At 70.2% G+C, this 18235-nt stretch carries 15 protein-coding genes; 10 read left to right on the top strand and 5 right to left on the bottom strand.

Annotated elements, in window-relative coordinates; all coding sequences use genetic code 11:
* Nucleotides 1–155 precede the first annotated feature (155 nt).
* The 5 genes from ACFYZB_RS00290 to ACFYZB_RS00270 all read right to left on the bottom strand — a co-directional run bounded on the left by ACFYZB_RS00290 (nucleotide 156) and on the right by ACFYZB_RS00270 (nucleotide 7650).
* The gene (locus ACFYZB_RS00290) at nucleotides 156–1436 is read right to left on the bottom strand and encodes an MDR family MFS transporter (protein ID WP_388752414.1); all 1281 of its coding nucleotides are present in this window, start codon (nucleotides 1434–1436) and stop codon (nucleotides 156–158) included.
* A complete protein-coding gene (locus ACFYZB_RS00285) occupies nucleotides 1433–2563 on the bottom strand; it encodes a PLP-dependent cysteine synthase family protein (RefSeq protein ID WP_388752411.1) in 1131 nt (376 codons plus the stop codon). The genes ACFYZB_RS00290 and ACFYZB_RS00285 overlap by 4 nt, the downstream gene beginning before the upstream one ends.
* Nucleotides 2564–2690: 127 nt before the next feature.
* Entirely contained in the window at nucleotides 2691–3149 is a 459-nt protein-coding gene (locus ACFYZB_RS00280; RefSeq protein WP_388752409.1) for a hypothetical protein, read from the bottom strand.
* A gap of 527 nt (nucleotides 3150–3676) precedes the next feature.
* Entirely contained in the window at nucleotides 3677–5230 is a 1554-nt protein-coding gene (locus tag ACFYZB_RS00275) for an alpha-L-arabinofuranosidase B (RefSeq protein ID WP_388752406.1), read from the bottom strand.
* Nucleotides 5231–5418: 188 nt separating this feature from the next.
* The gene (locus ACFYZB_RS00270) at nucleotides 5419–7650 is read right to left on the bottom strand and encodes an alpha-L-fucosidase (RefSeq protein ID WP_388752404.1); all 2232 of its coding nucleotides are present in this window, start codon (nucleotides 7648–7650) and stop codon (nucleotides 5419–5421) included.
* Nucleotides 7651–8119: 469 nt separating this feature from the next.
* Here ACFYZB_RS00270 and ACFYZB_RS00265 point away from each other — a divergent pair, with 469 nt between their 5' ends.
* The 10 genes from ACFYZB_RS00265 (at nucleotide 8120) to ACFYZB_RS00220 (ending at nucleotide 18221) form a co-directional block, all read left to right on the top strand.
* Nucleotides 8120–9184, top strand: a complete 1065-nt coding sequence (locus ACFYZB_RS00265) for a sugar ABC transporter substrate-binding protein (RefSeq protein WP_388752401.1) — start codon at nucleotides 8120–8122, stop codon at nucleotides 9182–9184.
* 46 nt (nucleotides 9185–9230) lie between these two features.
* Nucleotides 9231–10793, top strand: coding sequence for a sugar ABC transporter ATP-binding protein (locus tag ACFYZB_RS00260; protein WP_388752398.1), 1563 nt, complete (start codon nucleotides 9231–9233; stop codon nucleotides 10791–10793).
* Nucleotides 10786–11829 (top strand): ABC transporter permease, encoded by a 1044-nt coding sequence (locus tag ACFYZB_RS00255; RefSeq protein ID WP_388752395.1) that lies wholly within the window; start codon nucleotides 10786–10788, stop codon nucleotides 11827–11829. Before ACFYZB_RS00260 ends, ACFYZB_RS00255 begins: the two co-directional genes overlap by 8 nt.
* Before the next feature lie 94 nt (nucleotides 11830–11923).
* Nucleotides 11924–13258, top strand: a complete 1335-nt coding sequence (locus ACFYZB_RS00250) for an enolase C-terminal domain-like protein (protein ID WP_388752393.1) — start codon at nucleotides 11924–11926, stop codon at nucleotides 13256–13258.
* Nucleotides 13251–14153 (top strand): amidohydrolase family protein, encoded by a 903-nt coding sequence (locus tag ACFYZB_RS00245; RefSeq protein ID WP_388752390.1) that lies wholly within the window; start codon nucleotides 13251–13253, stop codon nucleotides 14151–14153. The genes ACFYZB_RS00250 and ACFYZB_RS00245 overlap by 8 nt, the downstream gene beginning before the upstream one ends.
* Nucleotides 14144–14581 carry an RbsD/FucU domain-containing protein gene (locus tag ACFYZB_RS00240; protein WP_388752387.1) on the top strand — a complete coding sequence of 146 codons (438 nt, stop codon included), beginning with the start codon at nucleotides 14144–14146 and terminating at the stop codon, nucleotides 14579–14581. Before ACFYZB_RS00245 ends, ACFYZB_RS00240 begins: the two co-directional genes overlap by 10 nt.
* Nucleotides 14578–15615 (top strand): zinc-binding dehydrogenase, encoded by a 1038-nt coding sequence (locus ACFYZB_RS00235; protein ID WP_388752384.1) that lies wholly within the window; start codon nucleotides 14578–14580, stop codon nucleotides 15613–15615. Before ACFYZB_RS00240 ends, ACFYZB_RS00235 begins: the two co-directional genes overlap by 4 nt.
* 1 nt (nucleotide 15616) lies before the next feature.
* Nucleotides 15617–16378 carry an SDR family oxidoreductase gene (locus ACFYZB_RS00230; RefSeq protein ID WP_388752382.1) on the top strand — a complete coding sequence of 254 codons (762 nt, stop codon included), beginning with the start codon at nucleotides 15617–15619 and terminating at the stop codon, nucleotides 16376–16378.
* Entirely contained in the window at nucleotides 16375–17004 is a 630-nt protein-coding gene (locus tag ACFYZB_RS00225; protein ID WP_388752379.1) for a bifunctional 4-hydroxy-2-oxoglutarate aldolase/2-dehydro-3-deoxy-phosphogluconate aldolase, read from the top strand. The genes ACFYZB_RS00230 and ACFYZB_RS00225 overlap by 4 nt, the downstream gene beginning before the upstream one ends.
* Nucleotides 17001–18221 carry a sugar kinase gene (locus tag ACFYZB_RS00220; RefSeq protein ID WP_388752376.1) on the top strand — a complete coding sequence of 407 codons (1221 nt, stop codon included), beginning with the start codon at nucleotides 17001–17003 and terminating at the stop codon, nucleotides 18219–18221. The genes ACFYZB_RS00225 and ACFYZB_RS00220 overlap by 4 nt, the downstream gene beginning before the upstream one ends.
* Nucleotides 18222–18235 lie beyond the last annotated feature (14 nt).

Here is an 18235-nt window from a genome sequence, read left to right as displayed (position 1 = left end):
CCGGCACCGACTGGCCCTGTCGCTGGGGATCTCCGGCGCCAACGTTCACGACAGCCAGAGCCTTCCGCCGCTCGTGCGGGACATACCTCCCGTCAGCTCACGTCGGGGTCCGCGCCGATGGCTCCGCGGTCGACGGCATACGCCACCGTCGCGGCTCATGAGGCCACCCCCATCGGCTCCGGCGCCCGCTGGGCATTCAAGCGGCCGGATCGCGCGAGGAGCGCGACGCATCCGGCGCAGAGCGCACCTGTTGCGGCGAGCATCCACCAGGTCAGTTCCGGGTGGCCCAGACGCTTGGCGGCGTCCCAGACGGCGCCCGTGGTCAGGTTGCCCAGAGTGACGCCGAGGCCGGAAACAGTGTTGTAGAGCCCGTAGTGCGTGGCGACGAGCCGACCGTCGGCGAGGGAGACGACGGTGTCCATTTCGAAGGGATACACCGCGGCCGTGCCCAGCCCGAGGAGGGCCACCGAGACGAACAGGGGCCCGAGCTCCACGCATCGATCGAGGAGGCCGGACCTGCCGTCGACCGTCGAGCCGGCCGTCACCAGGGGCAGAAAGGCCGCGCCCATCAGGGAGATGCCGTAGACCATCGCGCGCTGCGGGGACCAGCGGGCACGAGCCCATGCGGTGATTCTCAGCTGCCCGGTCACGGCCACCGCGGCGGAGATCGCGAACAGAGCCGTGGTCACCGCGTCACCGCTGCCCGGCGCCACACGGTGGGCCTCGAGCGGCAGGGCCAGATAGACCTGGAAGGACAGCACGTACGAGCCGATCATCGCGAGGGAGAACAGAACGAATGGGCGGTTGCGGACGACAGTCCGCCAGTCCGCCAGGACACTGCCCGGTTCGGCCGAGGACGTGCCGGTGCGGGCGGGCAGGAGCCGCAGTTGGAGGAGCGTCAGGCCGAGGAACAGCATGGCCGCCACGGAGCAGACCAGTCGGAAGTCGGCGGCCAGCAGCGCGAGTCCGACGAGCGGGCCGACGAACATCCCCGCCTGGTAGAAGACGTTGAAGGCGGCGAAGGCCTCCACCCGCCGCTCCCCTGCCTCCTGGGCCAGGTACGCGCGGACGGCCGGGTTGAACATCGCCCCAGCGAAGCCGGTCACCGCAGATGCCACCACGAGAGCGGGCAGGCTGTCGACGAAGCCGAGGAGGCCGAAGCCGACGGTGCGCAGCACGCAGCCGGCCACGATCACGGGCTTGCAGCCGAGCCGGTCGGCGAGTGTTCCGCCGACCAGGAACATGCCCTGCTGGGCGAAGTTGCGCACCCCCAGCACCAGCCCGACGGCCCATGCGGCCATGCCCAGGTCACCCGCCAGGTGCACGGCCAGGTAAGGCATGAGCATGTAGAAGGCGGTGTTGATGGTGAACTGCTGGACCATCAGCAGCCGGGCACATCCGTTGAACGAACGGAACTGCGTGGTAAGGGACTTCATCGTGCCGTCACCCCTGGTGCGGTGACGTTGGTGCAGCGAGTCCATCGTTCGACCACTCGCTCATCGGGGTGTGTGATCTCGTCCGGCTCGGCGGACGGCGCACTGCCCAGCAGGTCATGACTGCGGCAGTAGTCGTCGCTGTAGACGGTGTTCCAGTAGCGGTGCACGCCGTCCGGGAAGATCGCCACGATACGGGTCCGCTCCGGTCGCGTACGGGCGAGCCAGTTCGCCACGAGAGCGACGGCTCCCACGCTCCATCCGCCGCTGGCGTAGTGGCCCCGGGCCAGCTCCCGGCAGGTCCGCACGGCCTCGCCAGGAGCCACCCAGTGGACCTCGTCGAAGGCCGCATGGTCGACGTTTCCCGGGTGGATGCTGCTGCCCAGGCCGCGCATGAGACGCGGGCCCTCCGGCTGTCCGAAGACGGTGGAGTGCACCGAGTCGACGCCGACAAGTTTCAGCTCGGGGCTGAAGGCGCGCAACGTGCGCGCGATACCGGCCGAGTGTCCACCGGTGCCCACCGCGGCGACCAGGACGTCGATCCGGCCGAGCTGGACGGTGAGTTCCAGGGCGAGTGGAGCATAGGCCGCGACGTTGTCCGGGTTGTTGTACTGGTCGGGGCACCAGGCCGACGGACTGCGTGCCAGCAGTTCGCTCACCCGCCGTCGGCGCGCCTCCTGCCAGCCGCCCACCGAGGCCGGCTCGGTGACGACGTCCACACGGGCGCCGAGTGAGCGCAGCTGGTGCACCATCAGCGGCTCCATGCCGGGGTCGGTGACGAGGGTGACCGGATGGCCGTACGTGATGCCGGCCAGGGCGAGACCGAGGCCGAGGGTGCCGCTGGTGGATTCGATGACGGGTGCGCCGGGTGCGAGTTCGCCGCGCTCGCGGGCGGCGGCGACCATGTGCAGGCCCGGGCGGTCCTTGAGGCCGCCGGGGTTGGTGCCCTCCAGCTTGGCCCAGAAGCCGCGCCCGGGCGGATTGAACGGCTCGCCCACCCACAGGACGGGCGTGTTGCCGACCATGCCGGCCGGTGACCGGCGCGGCGCTCCGGCCGGTTCCGGGAGTTCGTGTGCTGCGAGGAAGGAGCTGATGTCGCGCGCGGAGACGCCGCGCAGAGCTGTGCTCATGAAGTCGTCTTTCTGCGGCCCGGTGGCTGTCGTGGGCCGCCGTGCGTGTGCCGTACGGAAGGTGCGCAGAGCCCGGCACGCTGGTTCTCCCCCGAAGACACCGGGGACACGGGCCGGGCGTGGTCCGTCAGGTACGGCTGACGCAGACGAGACGCAGCAGGTGAACTCCGACGCAGGCTGATGGATGCTCTGGGCCGGCTCGCTCCAGCGCGTTGGGCACGAGCAGGCCCGCCGGATCCCGACGGGAGGCGACGAGCACAAGCAGGGTCAGAACCAAGGATGCTGTTGACGTGCGAAGGTCGGCAGGCCGGTCGGCCGGGTCGCAGCACGCGTGGTCGTGGTCGGGATGGTCATCGGCGTCATGCCCCGCTGAACAGCCCGCGGAGTCGGATGCGACAGCCGAGACGCCGGCGCCGTGGGCCTCGCTCGTCATCGACATGGTCTGCGACGCGGTATGCGAATGGCTGTCAGCGTGATGCAGTGCGCAGGAGGCGACGTGGGCCACGAGCATGAGCGTCAGGCCCACAAGGATGACGAGAGCCGGCGTGCGCCTCCGAGCGCGGCCGACGGCCCATTCCTGCGGCATGCGACAGATCGTAAGCTGTTCATCACTGTATGGCAGCTTTGATCCACGTCTGGGTTAATCTTCGGGTCGACTCCAGTCGGACGGCGGAATTACCTGGGCCCGCGCGGGCCCCCCGAACGGCACGGACGCTCCTGGGCCCGCATGCACGGACTCGGCCGCACGACGGCACGACGGCACGGTGCGGCCGCCATGGCGGGCCCACCCCGGACAGGTGGAACACCAGAGGAGGCCTCAGAGGAAACGGAACAAGCTGCGCGAGGGAATCGGTGCGATGGCCGGCGCCCAGTACCGCGGCGGCGGCATCGACCCCTCCGTGCAGCTCCTCCCGCCTCGAATCCCGACGACTACATCGCCCGCGTCACCGCCGAGCAGCTTGCTCTCGGCTCGCATGAGCATGAACTTCATCGACATGCCGCCCGAAGCGGACGGCGATGCTTCACGACGAAGCTCCCACCCATGGAAGGGCCGCGCAGACGCGGGGGCACGGTCGTGGCCTGCGCCGGCCGCCCCCGTCCCCCGACTGCACATCAGCTCCAGGGGGTGGAGGCGAGCCAGCTGGTGTCCTGGGGCCACAGTGAGGCGGCGTCCCAGGCGTAGGAGCCGCCGTCGCCTGCGACGTAGGCGACGTGGGAGTAGTGGCGGATGTACTTGGCCGGGTAGTTGAACGACTGGAAGGAGTAGCCCGTGCCGCTGTTGCCGGGACGGGGGCAGAATGTGGCGTCACCGGCAAACTGCGCGGTCCCGTCGCGGGGCCTGAGGTAGAGCTCGAATGCGTAGTGTCTGAGGTAGGCGCCGGATGCGTTGGCCGACTCGAAGGAGACGCACTTGCTGTCCGCCAGACCGGGCCTGACGATCCACGTGGCGTCGTCCTTGCCGGTCGATGAACTGCTCGAGGTGACCGGCGCGATCACGACCTTGTCGTCGCTCGCGTCGTGCTGCAGGTAGTCGGAGGTGCAACACGCGGTCGTGGCCTGGAGTGAGATCCTCGCCCCTGGGGTGAACGGCGTGGTGGTCGTGGCGTAGCCGGCCGCGGCGATGTCGGCCTGGACCGCGGCGTCGGTCGCGTCGGAGGGGTAGCCCTTGACCATGGCGCCCTCGTAGAAGGTGCCCGCGCTCGCGTTCGTGTTGGTCTGGCAGCAGTCGCCGCCGCTGCCGAGGATGATGGCGCCCTGCTTGCGCATCGGGTTGTATCCGCTGGGCAGTGAGCCGCTGTAGAGCCTGGCCAGGCTCCCGGACTGGGCGTTGGCGGCGTTGAGCGCCATCTGGGTCGTGCCGTTGTTCTTGAGCATGGCGGTGACGAACTGGCTGGTCTGGGAGACCTGGTTCGGGTTCCACGTCCTGCTGCCGCCGGAGAACAGGCCGTTCTCCAGGTCCGCCTGCACCCACGGCCCGGTTCCGCTGCAACCACCGAACCAGCACTCCGTGCCGAAGTTGATCGCGTCCATGGCGCCGTTGCCGTCGGCCTTGTGGTCCGTCTCGGTGTTGCCGTAGTCGAAGCAGCAGCCGTTGTTCACGTGGGTGCCGCTGGTGACCATGTACTCGCCCTCGGGTGAACTGCCGGTCGGCACACCCGAGGCGGAGCCGTCGACGAAGTAGCTGTTGCCGGGCTTGATGTAGAGCGCGTAGGCCTTCTGGCCGCCTACCGCCACCGCTTCCGAGGTCGCCGTGGCCGCCGTGTCGGCGCCGCCGGTCCCGCCGGGTCCCTGGTAGAGCAGGGTGTTGCCTTTGCCTGTCTGGTCGTAGACGCGGGTGATGACGCAACCCGTACCGGCGCAGAACGAGTCCTGTGCGGCGGCGTTGGCGACGCCTCCGGCGCTGAGCACGCCGATGTCGCGGGTGGTGTTGTCCGACGCGCGTCTGACCTGGTAGAGCGCGCCGTTGTAGGACGCGTACAGGGCACGGGTGGTGCTGTGGGCCGCGACGCAGGGTGTGCCGCCCGCGGCGTAGATGTCGCAGGGTCCACGCGTGGCGGCGTGCGAGGCGCCGGTGGAGGCCACCAGACCGGCGAAGGCGAACGCCAGCGTGGCCAGGGAGGCGGCCAGCCCGTGGCGCAGTCGGCGAAAAGTGGGCAGTGCAGGCAACAGGAACTCCCTTGTTCATCGGTGCGGATCATCACGTCGCGCCCCGCCCGAGTCCGCGGGGGGGCCGCTCGCGCGGCAAGGGCCGCGCAGGCGAACGGCGGTGACGAAGCCGCCGGGACGAATCCAGTGGGAGGAGCCGCCCACCTCGATCTCGCCCGCGGCAGCCGCTCGTCATGCCGGTGCCGGCGTCACACCGCCGTGAAGGTCCACTCCAGGTTGGGACTGCTGTTCCCGGACCACTGCTTGGTCACGGAGCCCGAGGGCACGTTGCCGCCGCCGTCGAGGACCAGACCGGTGGTGCGGTTGACGATCCAGTACCTGCCGCCACCGCGGGGCGTGATCTGCCACTGCTGGTTGGTGCCGCCGTTCCAGGGAGCCTGCTGGGCGGCGGAGCCGTTCGTGGTGGCGCCCCATCCGTCGGCGACCATGCCGTTGGTGCGGTTGACCAGCTTGTAGTAGCCGTTGCCGAGGTCGACGGCCTGCCACTGCAGGTTGGTGCTGCCGTTCCAGGTCCATTGCTTGAGGTTGGAGGCGCTGGGGACGTTGCCGCCGCTGTCCAGCACCAGCCCGTCGGTGACGTTGGTGATCCTGAGCCAGGCCGAGGGGTTGAACTGCACCTTCATCGACACGACGGCGTCGTTGTTGCCGGTGTTGCGCAGGTCGGCGTTGTCGGAGGTGAAGGTCCAGGCGGTGCCGGTGAAGTTGTCACCGGAGTAGCCGGTGATCTGGTAGCCGGGGGCCAGCTTCAGGGAGGACAGGCTGGGGCTGGGCAGTCCGGCGAGCGTCAACTGGTCGGCGGTGTAGGAGCCGATCGGGAGCACGGCGTAGCCACCGGAGAAGTTGACGTCCTGGTAGGCCACGGCCCCGGCCAGTGGCTGCAGGGTGGGTATCCGACCGGAGAAGGTCAGTTTCACGACGTAGGCGAGGGCGGAGAACGGCGCCGACGACGGCAGGGTCACGTGCAGCCCGCTTGCGTCCTGCGTTGGCGTGGGCAGGTTCGTGTACGTGCCGGCGGTGGAGTTCAGCAGCTGCGCCGAGGTCAGGGAGCTGACGTCGATCCGGGCCGAGTCGAGCGTCGATATCGTCAGGGTGCTGCCCGGCCAGCCGAGGACCGTGGCGTACAGGACGGTGTCGTTCTTGTTCCGGGTGAAGCGGATGTCCTGCGGGGTACCTGCTTGCGGGGCGGTGAAGGCGCCGCCGCCCATCTGCGTGGGACCTTCGCCGTATGCGGTCCAGGCCCGGGTGGAGTACACCGACTCGCCGAAGCGCTTCAGGTAGTCGCCGATGCCGAGGAGGATGTCCTTCTGTGCCTGGGGGATCGTGCCGTCCGCCATCGGGGCGATGTTGAGCAGCATGTTGCCGTTCTTGCTGACCCGGTCGATCAGTGAGTGCAGCATCTGCTGGGTGCTGTAGTAGCCGATGCCGTTCGTGTAGCACCAGCTGGAGCTGGAGATGCTGTCGTCGGTGAGCCAGTAGGGGGCGGTGATGTCGGCGGGGCCGCCGCGCTCGTAGTCGAAGACCTCGCCGTGGCTGTCGAAGCCGTCCTTGTAGGTGGCGACGACCTCGCGACCCCAGGTGTTCGCCTGGTTGTAGTAGTACGACAGGAAGTTCAGCCGCTGGCTCTCGTCGACCTTGGACAGGTCGAAGTCCTCCCAGAGGATGTCGGGCTGGGCGAGGTCGATGACCTCCTTGAGCTTGCCGTACCACAACTGGTTCTCCGCCGTGGTGCCCAGTTGCCCGTACAGCTTCTGCAGGCTCGGGTCGGACTGCGCCGGCACGTGGTCGTAGTAGCCGTTGAAGTTGTACGCGTGGTGCATGGCCACCAGGAGCTTCAGCCCCTTGGCGCGGATGGAGTCGGTGAACAGCTGGAGCAGGTTGAGTTTCGGGCCCCTGGCGACCGAGTTCCACTCGTTGACCTGGCTGTTCCACATGGAGAAGCCGTCGTGGTGTTCGGCGACCGGTCCGGCGAACCTCGCGCCCGCGTCGACGAACAGCTGCGCCCACTCGTCCGGGTCGAAGTGGCCGCCCGCCGACTTCAGCTTCGGTGCGAACTGCACGAAGTTGCCCGCCAGGTCCTTCGCCCCGTTGATGAAGTTGTGGTACGGCCACACGGACGGGTCGCCGTAGGTCGCTATGTGGTGCTGGTTGCACGAGTCGCCGCTGATGTACATCCTGCGCGGGTACCACTCGTTCCCGTAGGCCGGAACGCTGAAGACGCCCCAGTGGAAGTAGATGCCGAACTTGGCGTCCTGGAACCACTCGGGGGCGGGCGGGTGCTGGTCGACCGAGGGCCACGACGGTGTGTAGGTGCTCGGTGCCGCCTGTGCGACGCCGGCCCCGAGGCCGCCGCCGGCGACGGTCGCCGCCGCCACACATGTGGCGGCGGCCAGGAACTGGCGCCTGTTGAACGAGCTCGACATGAGGACATCCCTGAAGTGGGGGACAAGGGCAGACACGACGCCCACGGCTCTGGAGCGCCGCACGTTACGCATGAAGTTCGACCATGTGACGCGCGGATGTCAACGGGCGTGCAGGGATGAAAGCAACCTCTTGACCCGCGATTTCATGCATAGTTGGACGCTTACGCCCCATTTCTTGGACGTCAGACATGGCATGTTTGCGCGATGCCCTGCGCGAGGAGCGCGGCGCTGCACGGAGAGCCCGCAGACAAGCCGCGACGTGTCACCAATCCCTTATTGATGGGATCGATTTGGCCCACCGGTCGCCTCGGGGAGCCCCAGGACCACCTATTTTGCAGCGACTTCGCCCGAGACCTAGACAGCACCTCGGTCGCCGCCTATACATACATCCCATCTCTCCGATGTGGCGGCACGCAGTCGTCGCCCTGCACACCCTCTCCCGCTCCGGGACCAGCGCGAGGAAGTACCGATGAGACTCAGAACTGCTCTCTGCTCCACCGCCTCGGCCCTGTCCGCCCTGGCGCTGCTCAGCGCCTGCAGCAGTGGCTCGGGCACCGCGTCCGCGTCGAGCGGCGCACAGCTGGTCGGCGTCGACTACCCGCGTTCCGACACCGACTTCTGGAACTCGTACATCAAGTACACGCCGGAGTACGCCAAGCAGCTCGGCCTCTCGCTCAAGACCACCAACTCGCAGAACGACGTCGCCAAACTCACCGCCGACGCACAGACGTTCATCAGTCAGGGCGTCAAGGGCATAGCGATGGCCCCGCAGGACACCGCCGCCATCGCCCCCACCCTGGCGCAGCTGGAGGCCAAGAAGATCCCGGTCGTCACGGTCGACACCCGCCCCGACACCGGCAAGGTCTTCATGGTCGTCCGTGCCGACAACCGGGCGTACGGCGAGAAGGCATGCGAATACCTCGGCACCAAGCTCGGGGGCAAGGGCAAGGTCGTCATGCTCCAGGGCGACCTCTCCTCGATCAACGGCCGTGACCGCACCGAGGCGTTCAACGCGTGCATGAAGGCGAACTACCCGGGCATCAAGGTGTTCGGCGAGGCCACGAACTGGGACGGTGCCGTCGCCGCGCAGAAGCTGCAGACGGACCTGACCGCCAACCCGGACATCAAGGGCGTCTACATGCAGTCCAGCTTCGCGCTGTCCGGGACGCTCCAGGTCCTCAAGCAGAAGGGGCTGCTGGTCGGCCCGAAGGACAACAAGCACGTGTTCGTCGTCTCCAACGACGGCATCCCGGAGGAGCTGAAGGACATCGCCGCCGGGCAGATCGACGCCACGGTCTCCCAGCCGGCCGACCTCTACGCCAAGTACGCCCTGTACTACCTGAAGGCCGCGATCGGCGGGAAGACGTTCCAGCCCGGCAAGACCGACCACGACAGCACCATCGTCAAGGTCCGCGACGGGCTGCTGGAGGACCAGCTCTCGGCTCCGCTCGTCACCGTCGACGGCGCCACCTACGGCGGCGTGCCCAGCGTCAAGAGCGACGACAAGTCGCTGTGGGGCAACAACCTCGGCTGACACCACGTCCCGAAGACCAACGGCGAACACCACCAAGGCGGTTGAGATGAGCGACGGGGAACGAGCAGTCCGCCCCGCACCCGCCCCGACGGACGACGGACGGGTCCCGGCAGATCCGCCCGTCGTCGAGGCGACGGGCATTGTCAAACGATTCGGTCCGACGGTGGCCCTGAACGGCGCCCGGATCACCATCAGGCCCGGCGAGACGCATGCACTCGTCGGCCGCAACGGCGCCGGCAAGTCGACCCTGGTGTCCGTCCTCACCGGCCTGCAGGCCCCCGACGGGGGAACGGTGACCTTCGGCGGCAGCCCGGCGCCACGGCTCACGGACCGCGATGCCTGGCGCCGTCGCGTGGCCTGCGTCTACCAGAAGTCGACGATCATCCCCACACTGACCGTCGCCGAGAACCTCTTCCTGAACCGGCACGACCGCGGCCGCCACCGCCTCATCAGCTGGCAGGGCGTACGCCGCCGCGCGCAGGACGTGCTGTCGACCTGGTCCGTGGACATCGACCCGCAGACGCCCGCCGCTGATCTCAGCGTGGAGCAACGGCAGTTCGTGGAGATAGCCCGCGCGCTGTCCTTCGGCGCCCGGTTCATCATCCTCGACGAGCCGACCGCCCAGCTCGACGCAGCGGCGATCAACCGTCTCTTCGACCGCATCCGCGACCTGCAACAGCAAGGTGTGACCTTCCTGTTCATCAGCCACCACCTGCAGGAGGTATACGAGATCTGCGACATGGTGACGGTGTTCCGGGACGCCCGCCACATCGTGACCGCCCCGGTGGCCGGACTGCCCCGCACCGAACTCGTCGCCGCCATGACCGGTGAGGTGGCGGCCTACGGGCGCGAGGAGCGGGCGAGCACCCTCGACGCCGGCGCCACGGCCGCGCTGAGCGTTCGGGGCCTGGGCGGCGAGACCTACGGCGACATCTCCTTCCAGGTCGGCGCCGGGGAGATCGTCGGGCTCGCGGGGGCCGCGGGCAGCGGACGCACCGAGGTGGCCGAAACCGTCGTGGGACTGCGGGCCGCCGGCAGCGGCGAGGTGGAGATCGCCGGCCACCGCCCACGTCCCGGCAGCGTGCCCGCCGCGCTCGCCGCCGGCGCCGGGTTCGTCCCGCAGGACCGGCACCACCAGGGCTTCGTGCCGGGCATGTCGATCGCGGACAACGCCACACTGTCCGTTCCCCGCAGGCTCGGCAGGAACGGATTCCTCAGCCACAGCCGACGCGACCGGCTCGCCGAGGGGATGATCGAGCACCTGGCGATCAAGACGCCCGGCCCCGACCTGCCCGTCTCCGCCCTCTCCGGCGGCAACCAGCAGAAGGTCGTCATGGCCCGCGCCCTCGCCGACGACCCCCGGCTGCTGGTTCTGATCAATCCGACCGCGGGCGTGGACGTGCGCTCCAAGGAGTTCCTCCTCGGCAAGGTCGAGGAGACCGCGCAGACCGGCACCGGAGTGCTCATCGCCTCCGACGAACTCGACGACCTGCGCATGTGCGACCGGGTCCTGGTGATGTTCCAGGGCCGTGTGACCTCAGAGATCGCCCGCGGCTGGCACGACCACGAACTCGTGGCCGCGATGGAAGGAGTGGACCTCGATGCCTGAAACCGTCCTCGCGGACACCGCCGCGGCGGGGGGCTCGGAGCCTCAGGCGAAGCGGACCGCGCTGCTCGGCGGCCGGATACCGCTGGCCCGGCTGCGCGACCTCGCCCTGGTACCCGCCATCGTGGTCATCGCGATCGTCGGCCAGATCGTCAACCCGGTCTTCCTGCAGGTGGACAACCTCATCAACGTCCTGCAGACCATGTCCGAGATGGCCCTGCTGGTCCTCGCCCAGACGATGATCCTGATCGTCAAGAAGATGGACCTGTCGCTGGAGTCCACCATGGGGCTCGCCCCCGGCGTCGCGGCCTGGCTGGTGGTGCCGGCCGGCGCCGGGCACGGTCTGGGCCTGCTCCCCGGCGTCTGGGCCGTCCCCGTCACCCTCGCCGTGGGCGCGCTCGTCGGAGTGGTCAACGCCCTGCTGATCATCCGCTTCGGTCTCAACGGCTTCATCGTCACCCTCGGCATGCTGATCGTGCTGCGGGGCGTCCTGACCGGCATCTCCGGCGGCCAGACCTTCTTCCAACTGCCACCGTCCATGCTGTACCTGGGCACCGCCGAATGGTTCGGGATGCCGGCGTCGATCTGGATCTGCCTGGTGCTGTTCGCGGTCGCCATCGTCGTCCTCGGCTGGACCAGCTTCGGCCGCTCGCTGTACGCCATCGGCGGCAACGTCGACGCTGCGAAGGCGGCCGGCATCCGTACCGACCGGGTGCTGTGGATCGTCATCGTCACCGGCAGCGTGCTCGCCGCCCTCGCCGGGCTGCTGCTGTCCGGCCGCCTCGCCTCGGTGGCCTCCGCACAGGGCAACGGCTACATCTTCACCGTCTTCGCCGCCGCCGTCATCGGCGGAATCAGCCTCAACGGCGGCAGGGGCACCATGTTCGGCGCCTTCAGCGGCATCCTGCTGCTGTTCATGATCCAGAACGTGCTGACGCTCGCGGGCGTCCCCGCGCAGTGGATCGGTGCCCTCAACGGCCTGATCATCCTGGTCGCCCTGACCATCTCGCGTATCACCGGCGGCAAGGTGCAGGAGTGAACCGGGCGGCCGTCGCCGCCGCACACCGCTCGCCGCTCGTCCTTCCGCCGCAGGGAAGGCCGTGTTCCCACCTGCTCTCACAGGAGTTGCCGTCATGTCCTCTGCCGTGTCCGCTCCATCGGCGTCTGCCCGTATCACCGCCCTCGACGTCCTGGACGTGCGGTTCCCGACGTCCGAGCACCTGGACGGGTCTGACGCGATGAACCCCGAACCCGACTACTCGGCCGCCTACGTGATCCTGCGCACCGACGCCGGCGACGGGCTGGAGGGCCACGCCCTGGCCTTCACCACCGGACGCGGCAACGACGTGCAGGCCGCCGCGGTCGCGGCCCTCGCACCCCACGTGGTCGGCCTTTCCGTCGAGGAGGTCTGCGGCGACCTCGGAGCCTTCTCCCGCTCCCTCGTCCACGACCCTCAACTGCGCTGGCTGGGACCGGAGAAGGGGGCGATGCACATGGCCACCGGCGCCGTGGTCAACGCCGCCTGGGACCTCGCGGCCAAGCGTGCGGGCAAGCCCGTGTGGCGCTTCCTCGGCGAGATGCCGCCCGAGGAACTGGTCGCGCAGGTCGACTTCCGCTGGCTCAGCGACGCACTCACTCCCGAGGACGCCCTGGACATCCTGCGCCGTGCCGAACCGGGCCGCCAGGAGCGCACCGCCCGCCTGCTGGAGCGCGGCTACCCCGCCTACACCACCACCCCCGGCTGGCTCGGCTACTCCGACGAGAAGCTGGCCCGTCTGGCCCGGGAGGCCGTCGCCGACGGCTTCACCCAGATCAAGCTGAAGGTCGGCGCGTCGCTGGAGGACGACGTACGACGCATGCGGGTCGCCCGCGAGACGGTCGGCGACGGCATCCGTATCGCCGTGGACGCCAACCAGAGATGGGACGTCCAGGACGCGATCGCCTGGATGCGCGCCCTGGCGCCCTACCAGCCGTACTGGATCGAGGAACCCACCTCCCCGGACGACATCCTCGGCCACGCCGCGGTCCGCAGGGACGTCAGCCCCATCAAGGTCGCCACCGGCGAGCACATCGCCAACCGGGTCGTATTCAAGCAACTCCTCCAGGCCGGCGCGGTGGACATCGTGCAGATCGACAGCGCACGGGTCGGCGGCGTCAACGAGAACATCGCGATCCTGCTGCTCGCCTCGAAGTTCGGCGTGCCGGTGTGCCCGCACGCCGGCGGTGTCGGTCTGTGCGAGATGGTGCAGCACCTGTCGATGTTCGACTACGTCGCCGTCTCCGGCACCCTGGAGGACCGGGTCATCGAGTACGTCGACCACCTCCACGAGCACTTCACCGACCCGGTGCGCATCGCCGACGGCCACTACCTGGCGCCGGAGCTGCCCGGGCTGAGCGCACAGATGCACCCGGAGTCCCTCAAGGACTACGCCTACCCCGACGGCCCCGTCTGGACCGCCCGTGTCTGACGCCCAGGCCCTCGTCGACGCCCACCACCACGTCTGGAACCTGGACGTCCGGCCGCAGCCCTGGCTGGACGAACCCGGGCACGAGCCGCTCCGCCGCAACTTCAGCTCGCACGCCCTGCGCTCGGCCGCGACCCGGCCGATCGCCGGACGACGACTGACGAGCACGGTGGTCGTCCAGTGCATCACCTCCGTACCCGAGACACGTGACCTCCTCGCCCTGGCCGACAACGACCCGCTGATCGGCGCCGTCGTCGGCTGGGCGGACCTGACGTCCCCGGCGATCGGCGACGTACTCGACGACCTGCGGACCGGGTCCGCGGGCCGGTACCTGCGGGCCGTGCGGCACATCGTGCAGGGCGAGTCGGACGCCCACTGGCTCCAACGGCCTGATGTCGAGCGGGGCTTGGGAGCGGTCGCAGAGCGCGGACTCGGATACGACGTACTGATCCGCAGCCACCAGTTGCCGCAGGCGATCCGTCTCGCGGAGAGGCTGCCGGAGCTGCCCCTCGTCCTGGACCATGCGGGCAAGCCGCCTCTCGTAACGCGGGAACTGACCGACTGGGCACGGCAGGTGGGGACACTGGCCCGGCATCCCCAGGTCCGCTGCAAGGTGTCGGGACTCGTCACGGAGGCCGACCACGAGAAGTGGACCGTCGACGACCTCCGCCCGGCGTGGGACGTCCTGCTCTCCGCCTTCGGCCCCGACCGGCTGATGTTCGGCTCCGACTGGCCGGTCTGCGTCCTCGCCGGCGGCTGGAACCGCTGGGCCGCCACCGTCGAGGAACTCCTCGACGGCTGCTCCGGCACCGAGATCCACGCGGTGCTCGCCGGCACCGCGACGGACTTCTACCACCTGACGCCTGCCCCGACGAAGGAGGGGACGCCGTGCTCCTGACGGACCTGCTGCACCCCGGAATCCTCGAAGCCCTGGCCGGAGCCGGCCACGGCGCCCGCGTCCTGGTCGCCGACGGCCACTACCCCGCCGGTACGGCCACCGGCGAGCGGGCCAGGACCGTCCACCTCAATCTGAGGCCGGGCCTGCTGGACGTCACCACCGTGCTCGATGTCCTCCTGCGGGCGATCCCCGTGGAGTCGGCCCAGGTGATGGTGCCGCCCGAGGGCGAACCGGAGCCACCGGCCATCGCCGAGTACCGCGCCCGGCTGGCGCCCGCCCCGGTGGAGACGCTGGACCGGTTCGCGTTCTACGGCGCCGCACGCTCCCCCGACCTGGCGCTGGCGATCGTCACCGCCGACATCCGTACGTACGCCAACCTGCTGCTGACCATCGGCGTCCGCGCTGAAGGGACCCTGACACCACGATGACACTCGCAGTCCGCTACACGGCCGCCCGCACGCTGGACACCGCGCCCGCCGAGACCTCCTCCCCCGGCCCCGGCGAGGTGGAACTGGCGCCCGCCTACGTCGGCATCTGCGGCACCGACCTGCACATCTTCCACGGCGACATGGACGCCCGGGTTTCAGCGCCCGCCGTCCTCGGGCACGAGATGTCCGGCCGTGTCGTACGCGTCGGACCGGACGTGGAGGGCTGGCGGCCCGGGGACGCGGTGACCGTGATGCCACTGCGCTGGGACGGAACCTGCCCGGCGTGTGCCTCCGGTCACCGGCACATCTGCCAGAACCTCGACTTCATCGGCATCGACTCGCCGGGTGCGATGCAGCAGCGCTGGACCGTGCCGGCCGCCACCCTGGTCCGGCTGCCCGGCTCCCTCGCACTGGACCGGGCCGCCCTCGTGGAGCCCACGGCCGTGGCTGTGCACGATGTCGGCCGGGCCGAGGTGCGGGAGGGCGAGCGGGTCGTCGTGGTCGGCGGCGGACCGGTCGGGGTGCTCATCGCGCTGGTGGCGCGGGCCGCCGGTGCCGAGGTCCGCGTGGTGGAGCTGAGCACCCACCGACGCCTCCTGGCCGAGGAGTTGGGACTGACCACCTGGGACCCGGCCGCCGACGACGTGCCCGAGGCCGTCCGGCAGTGGACCGGCGGCGCGGGCGCGGACGTCGCCTTCGAGGTGTCCGGCGCCGCGGGCGGTGTCGGCACCGCCGTGGAGGTGCTGGGCGTGCGCGGCCGCCTGTGCCTGGTGGCCATCCACCCCCGGCCCCGCGAGGTGAACCTGCACCGCTTCTTCTGGCGCGAACTCACCCTCGTCGGTGCCCGGTTGTACGACCGCCCGGACTTCGAGCGGGCGGTGACGCTGGTGGCGGACGGCACCATCCCCGCCGAGCGGCTGATCAGCAAGGTCGTGCCACTCACCGAGGCGCCCGCGGCCTTCGGGGCGCTGGAGGCGGGCGGGGACGTGATGAAGATCCTGGTGGACTGCGGCAACGACACGACGGGAGCCTGAGATGCCACTGTTCGACCTCACCGACCGGCTCGCGGTCGTCACCGGCGCCCGGCGCGGCCTCGGCCGGGCCATGGCCCGTGCCCTCGCCGAAGCCGGCGCGGACGTCATCGGCGTCAGCGCCTCACTGGAGGACTCCGGCAGCGCGGTGGAGAAGGACGTCGTCGCCGCCGGGCGCACCTTCGAGGCGGTCCGGACCGACTTCGCCGACCCCGACGCCGTACGGAACCTGGGCGCGGAACTCGCGGCCCGTCGGCGACCGGTGGACATCCTGGTCAACAACGCGGGCACGATCCGCCGGACTCCGGCGGCCGAACACTCCGACGCCGACTGGGAGTTGGTCCTGCAGGTCAACCTCAACGCCCAGTTCGCGCTCACTCGGGCCGTCGGCGCGGCGATGGTGGCCCGCGGTCAGGGAAAGATCATCTTCACGGCGTCGCTGCTCAGCATCCAGGGCGGCATCACCGTCCCCGGCTACACCGCCGCCAAGCACGGCATCGCCGGACTGACCAAGGCGCTGGCCAACGAGTGGGCCCCGCACGGTGTCAACGTCAACGCCATCGCGCCGGGCTACATCGCCACCGACAACACCCAGGCGCTGCGGGACGATCCGGTGCGCAGCAAGGCGATCCTGGACCGCATCCCGGCCGGACGCTGGGGCGCCGCCGACGACGTCGCGGGCGCCACCGTGTTCCTGGCCTCCGACGCCGCCGCCTACGTCCACGGCACCGTCCTGCCCGTCGACGGCGGATGGCTGGGCCGATGACCGCCGGCCTCGCCTCTGTGCTGGCCGGCGCCCGAATCCTGCCAGTGCTCACGGTTCCGTCCGTCGCGAACGCCGGCCCGCTCGCCGACGCGCTCACGGCGGGCGGAGCCCGGTGCGCCGAGGTCACCCTCCGTGGCCCGGATGCCGAGCACGTGATGAAGACGATGGCGGCTCACGGCGGGCTGGCGGTCGGCGCGGGCACCGTGCTCACGCCCGACCAGGCGGAGCGGGCCGTGGCAGCCGGGGCACGGTTCGTCGTCAGCCCCGGTTACGACGCCGAGGTCGTCGCCAGGTGCCGGGAGCTCGACGTACCCGTCGTACCGGGTGTCGCCACCGCCACGGAGCTGATGTGCGCCCTGCGCGCCGGTCTTGACACGGTCAAACTGTTCCCCGCCGAACCGCTCGGCGGCACGGGAATGCTCAAGGCCCTCGCGGCTCCGTTCCCCCAGGCGCGCTTCCTGCCGACCGGGGGCATCGGCCCCGCGCACCTGTCCGGCTACCTTTCCCACCCGGCGGTCCTCGCCGTCGGCGGCAGCTGGATGGCGACCACCGGCCACCTGGAGCGCGGCGACTACGACGGGATCCGGCGGCTGACCGCCGAGGCCCTCGAGAGGAGCAGGGGATGAGCGTCCCCGAGGTCATCGCCCTCGGCGAGGTGATGCTCCGCTTCGACCCGGGCGAGGGCCGCGTCCGTACCGCCCGCACCTTCCAGGTCTGGGAGGGCGGCGGCGAGTACAACGTCGTACGCGGACTGCGCCGCTGCTTCGGCCTGCGCACGGCCGTAGTGACCGCACTGGTCGACAATGCGGTGGGGAGGCTTGTCGAGGACCTCATTCTCCAGGGCGGAGTCGACACCTCCCTGATCCGCTGGGTGCCTGACGACGGTATGGGCCGCACCGCCCGCAACGGGCTGAACTTCGTGGAGCGGGGCTTCGGCGTCCGGGGTGCGCTCGGCGTCAGCGACCGCGCGAACACGGCCGTGTCCCAGCTGCGCAAGGGGGACATCGACTGGGACGCGCTGTTCGCCGGGGGCCCGCGCTGGTTCCACACGGGCGGCATCTTCGCCGGCCTGTCGGACACCACCCCGGACCTGGCGGACGAGGCGATGGCCGCGGCACGGCGGCACGGCGTCGCCGTCTCCTACGATCCCAACTACCGCCCGAGTCTCTGGGCCGGACGTGGCGGCGCCGAACGGGCCCGCGAGGTGGACCTGCGGCTCGCCCGGCACGCCGACGTGGTGGTGGGCGCCCTCGGCCTTGCCGGACCGTACCCCGGAGCAGTGCGCGTCCGCGCGGACGAGGTGCCGGATGCGCTCGCCGAGGCGGCCGCCCTGCTGCCCGGGGTGAAGGTACTGGCCACGACGCTCCGGGGCGTGCCTTCGGCAGGCGTGAACGACTGGTCCTCGGCGGCCTGGTCACCGGCGACCGCCTTCGTCGCGGGCCCCCACATGCCCGGCCTGCACGTCCTGGACCGCATCGGCTCCGGCGACGCCTTCGCTGCCGGACTGATCTACGGACTGCTGGGCTCGGCACCCGGCCCCGGGAACGAACCCGAGGCCGATTCCGGGCCGGCTCACGGACGGCGGGGCGAAGAGGTTCCGGGGCACGACCCGCTCGGCCGGGCCGGCTCGGAGCACGCATGGCTCGGGCGCACCGCCCCCGAGCCGCTCACGGGTACCGGGCCGACCGGTGTCCCGCTCACCATCGCAGGGCTGAAGCGGGCCCTCGCCTACGGCACGGCCCACGGCGCACTCGCCATGACCACGCCCGGCGACGTCTCCATGGCCTCGCTCGCCGAGGTCGAAGCACTCGTGGCGGGCGGCGGGGCCGCCGTCAGGCGTTGATCGGCGCCGCTGTC

Source organism: Streptomyces sp. NPDC001852, assembly GCF_042891825.1.
Lineage (GTDB): Bacteria > Actinomycetota > Actinomycetes > Streptomycetales > Streptomycetaceae > Streptomyces.
This window is presented reverse-complemented; position numbering and strand designations above follow the sequence as displayed.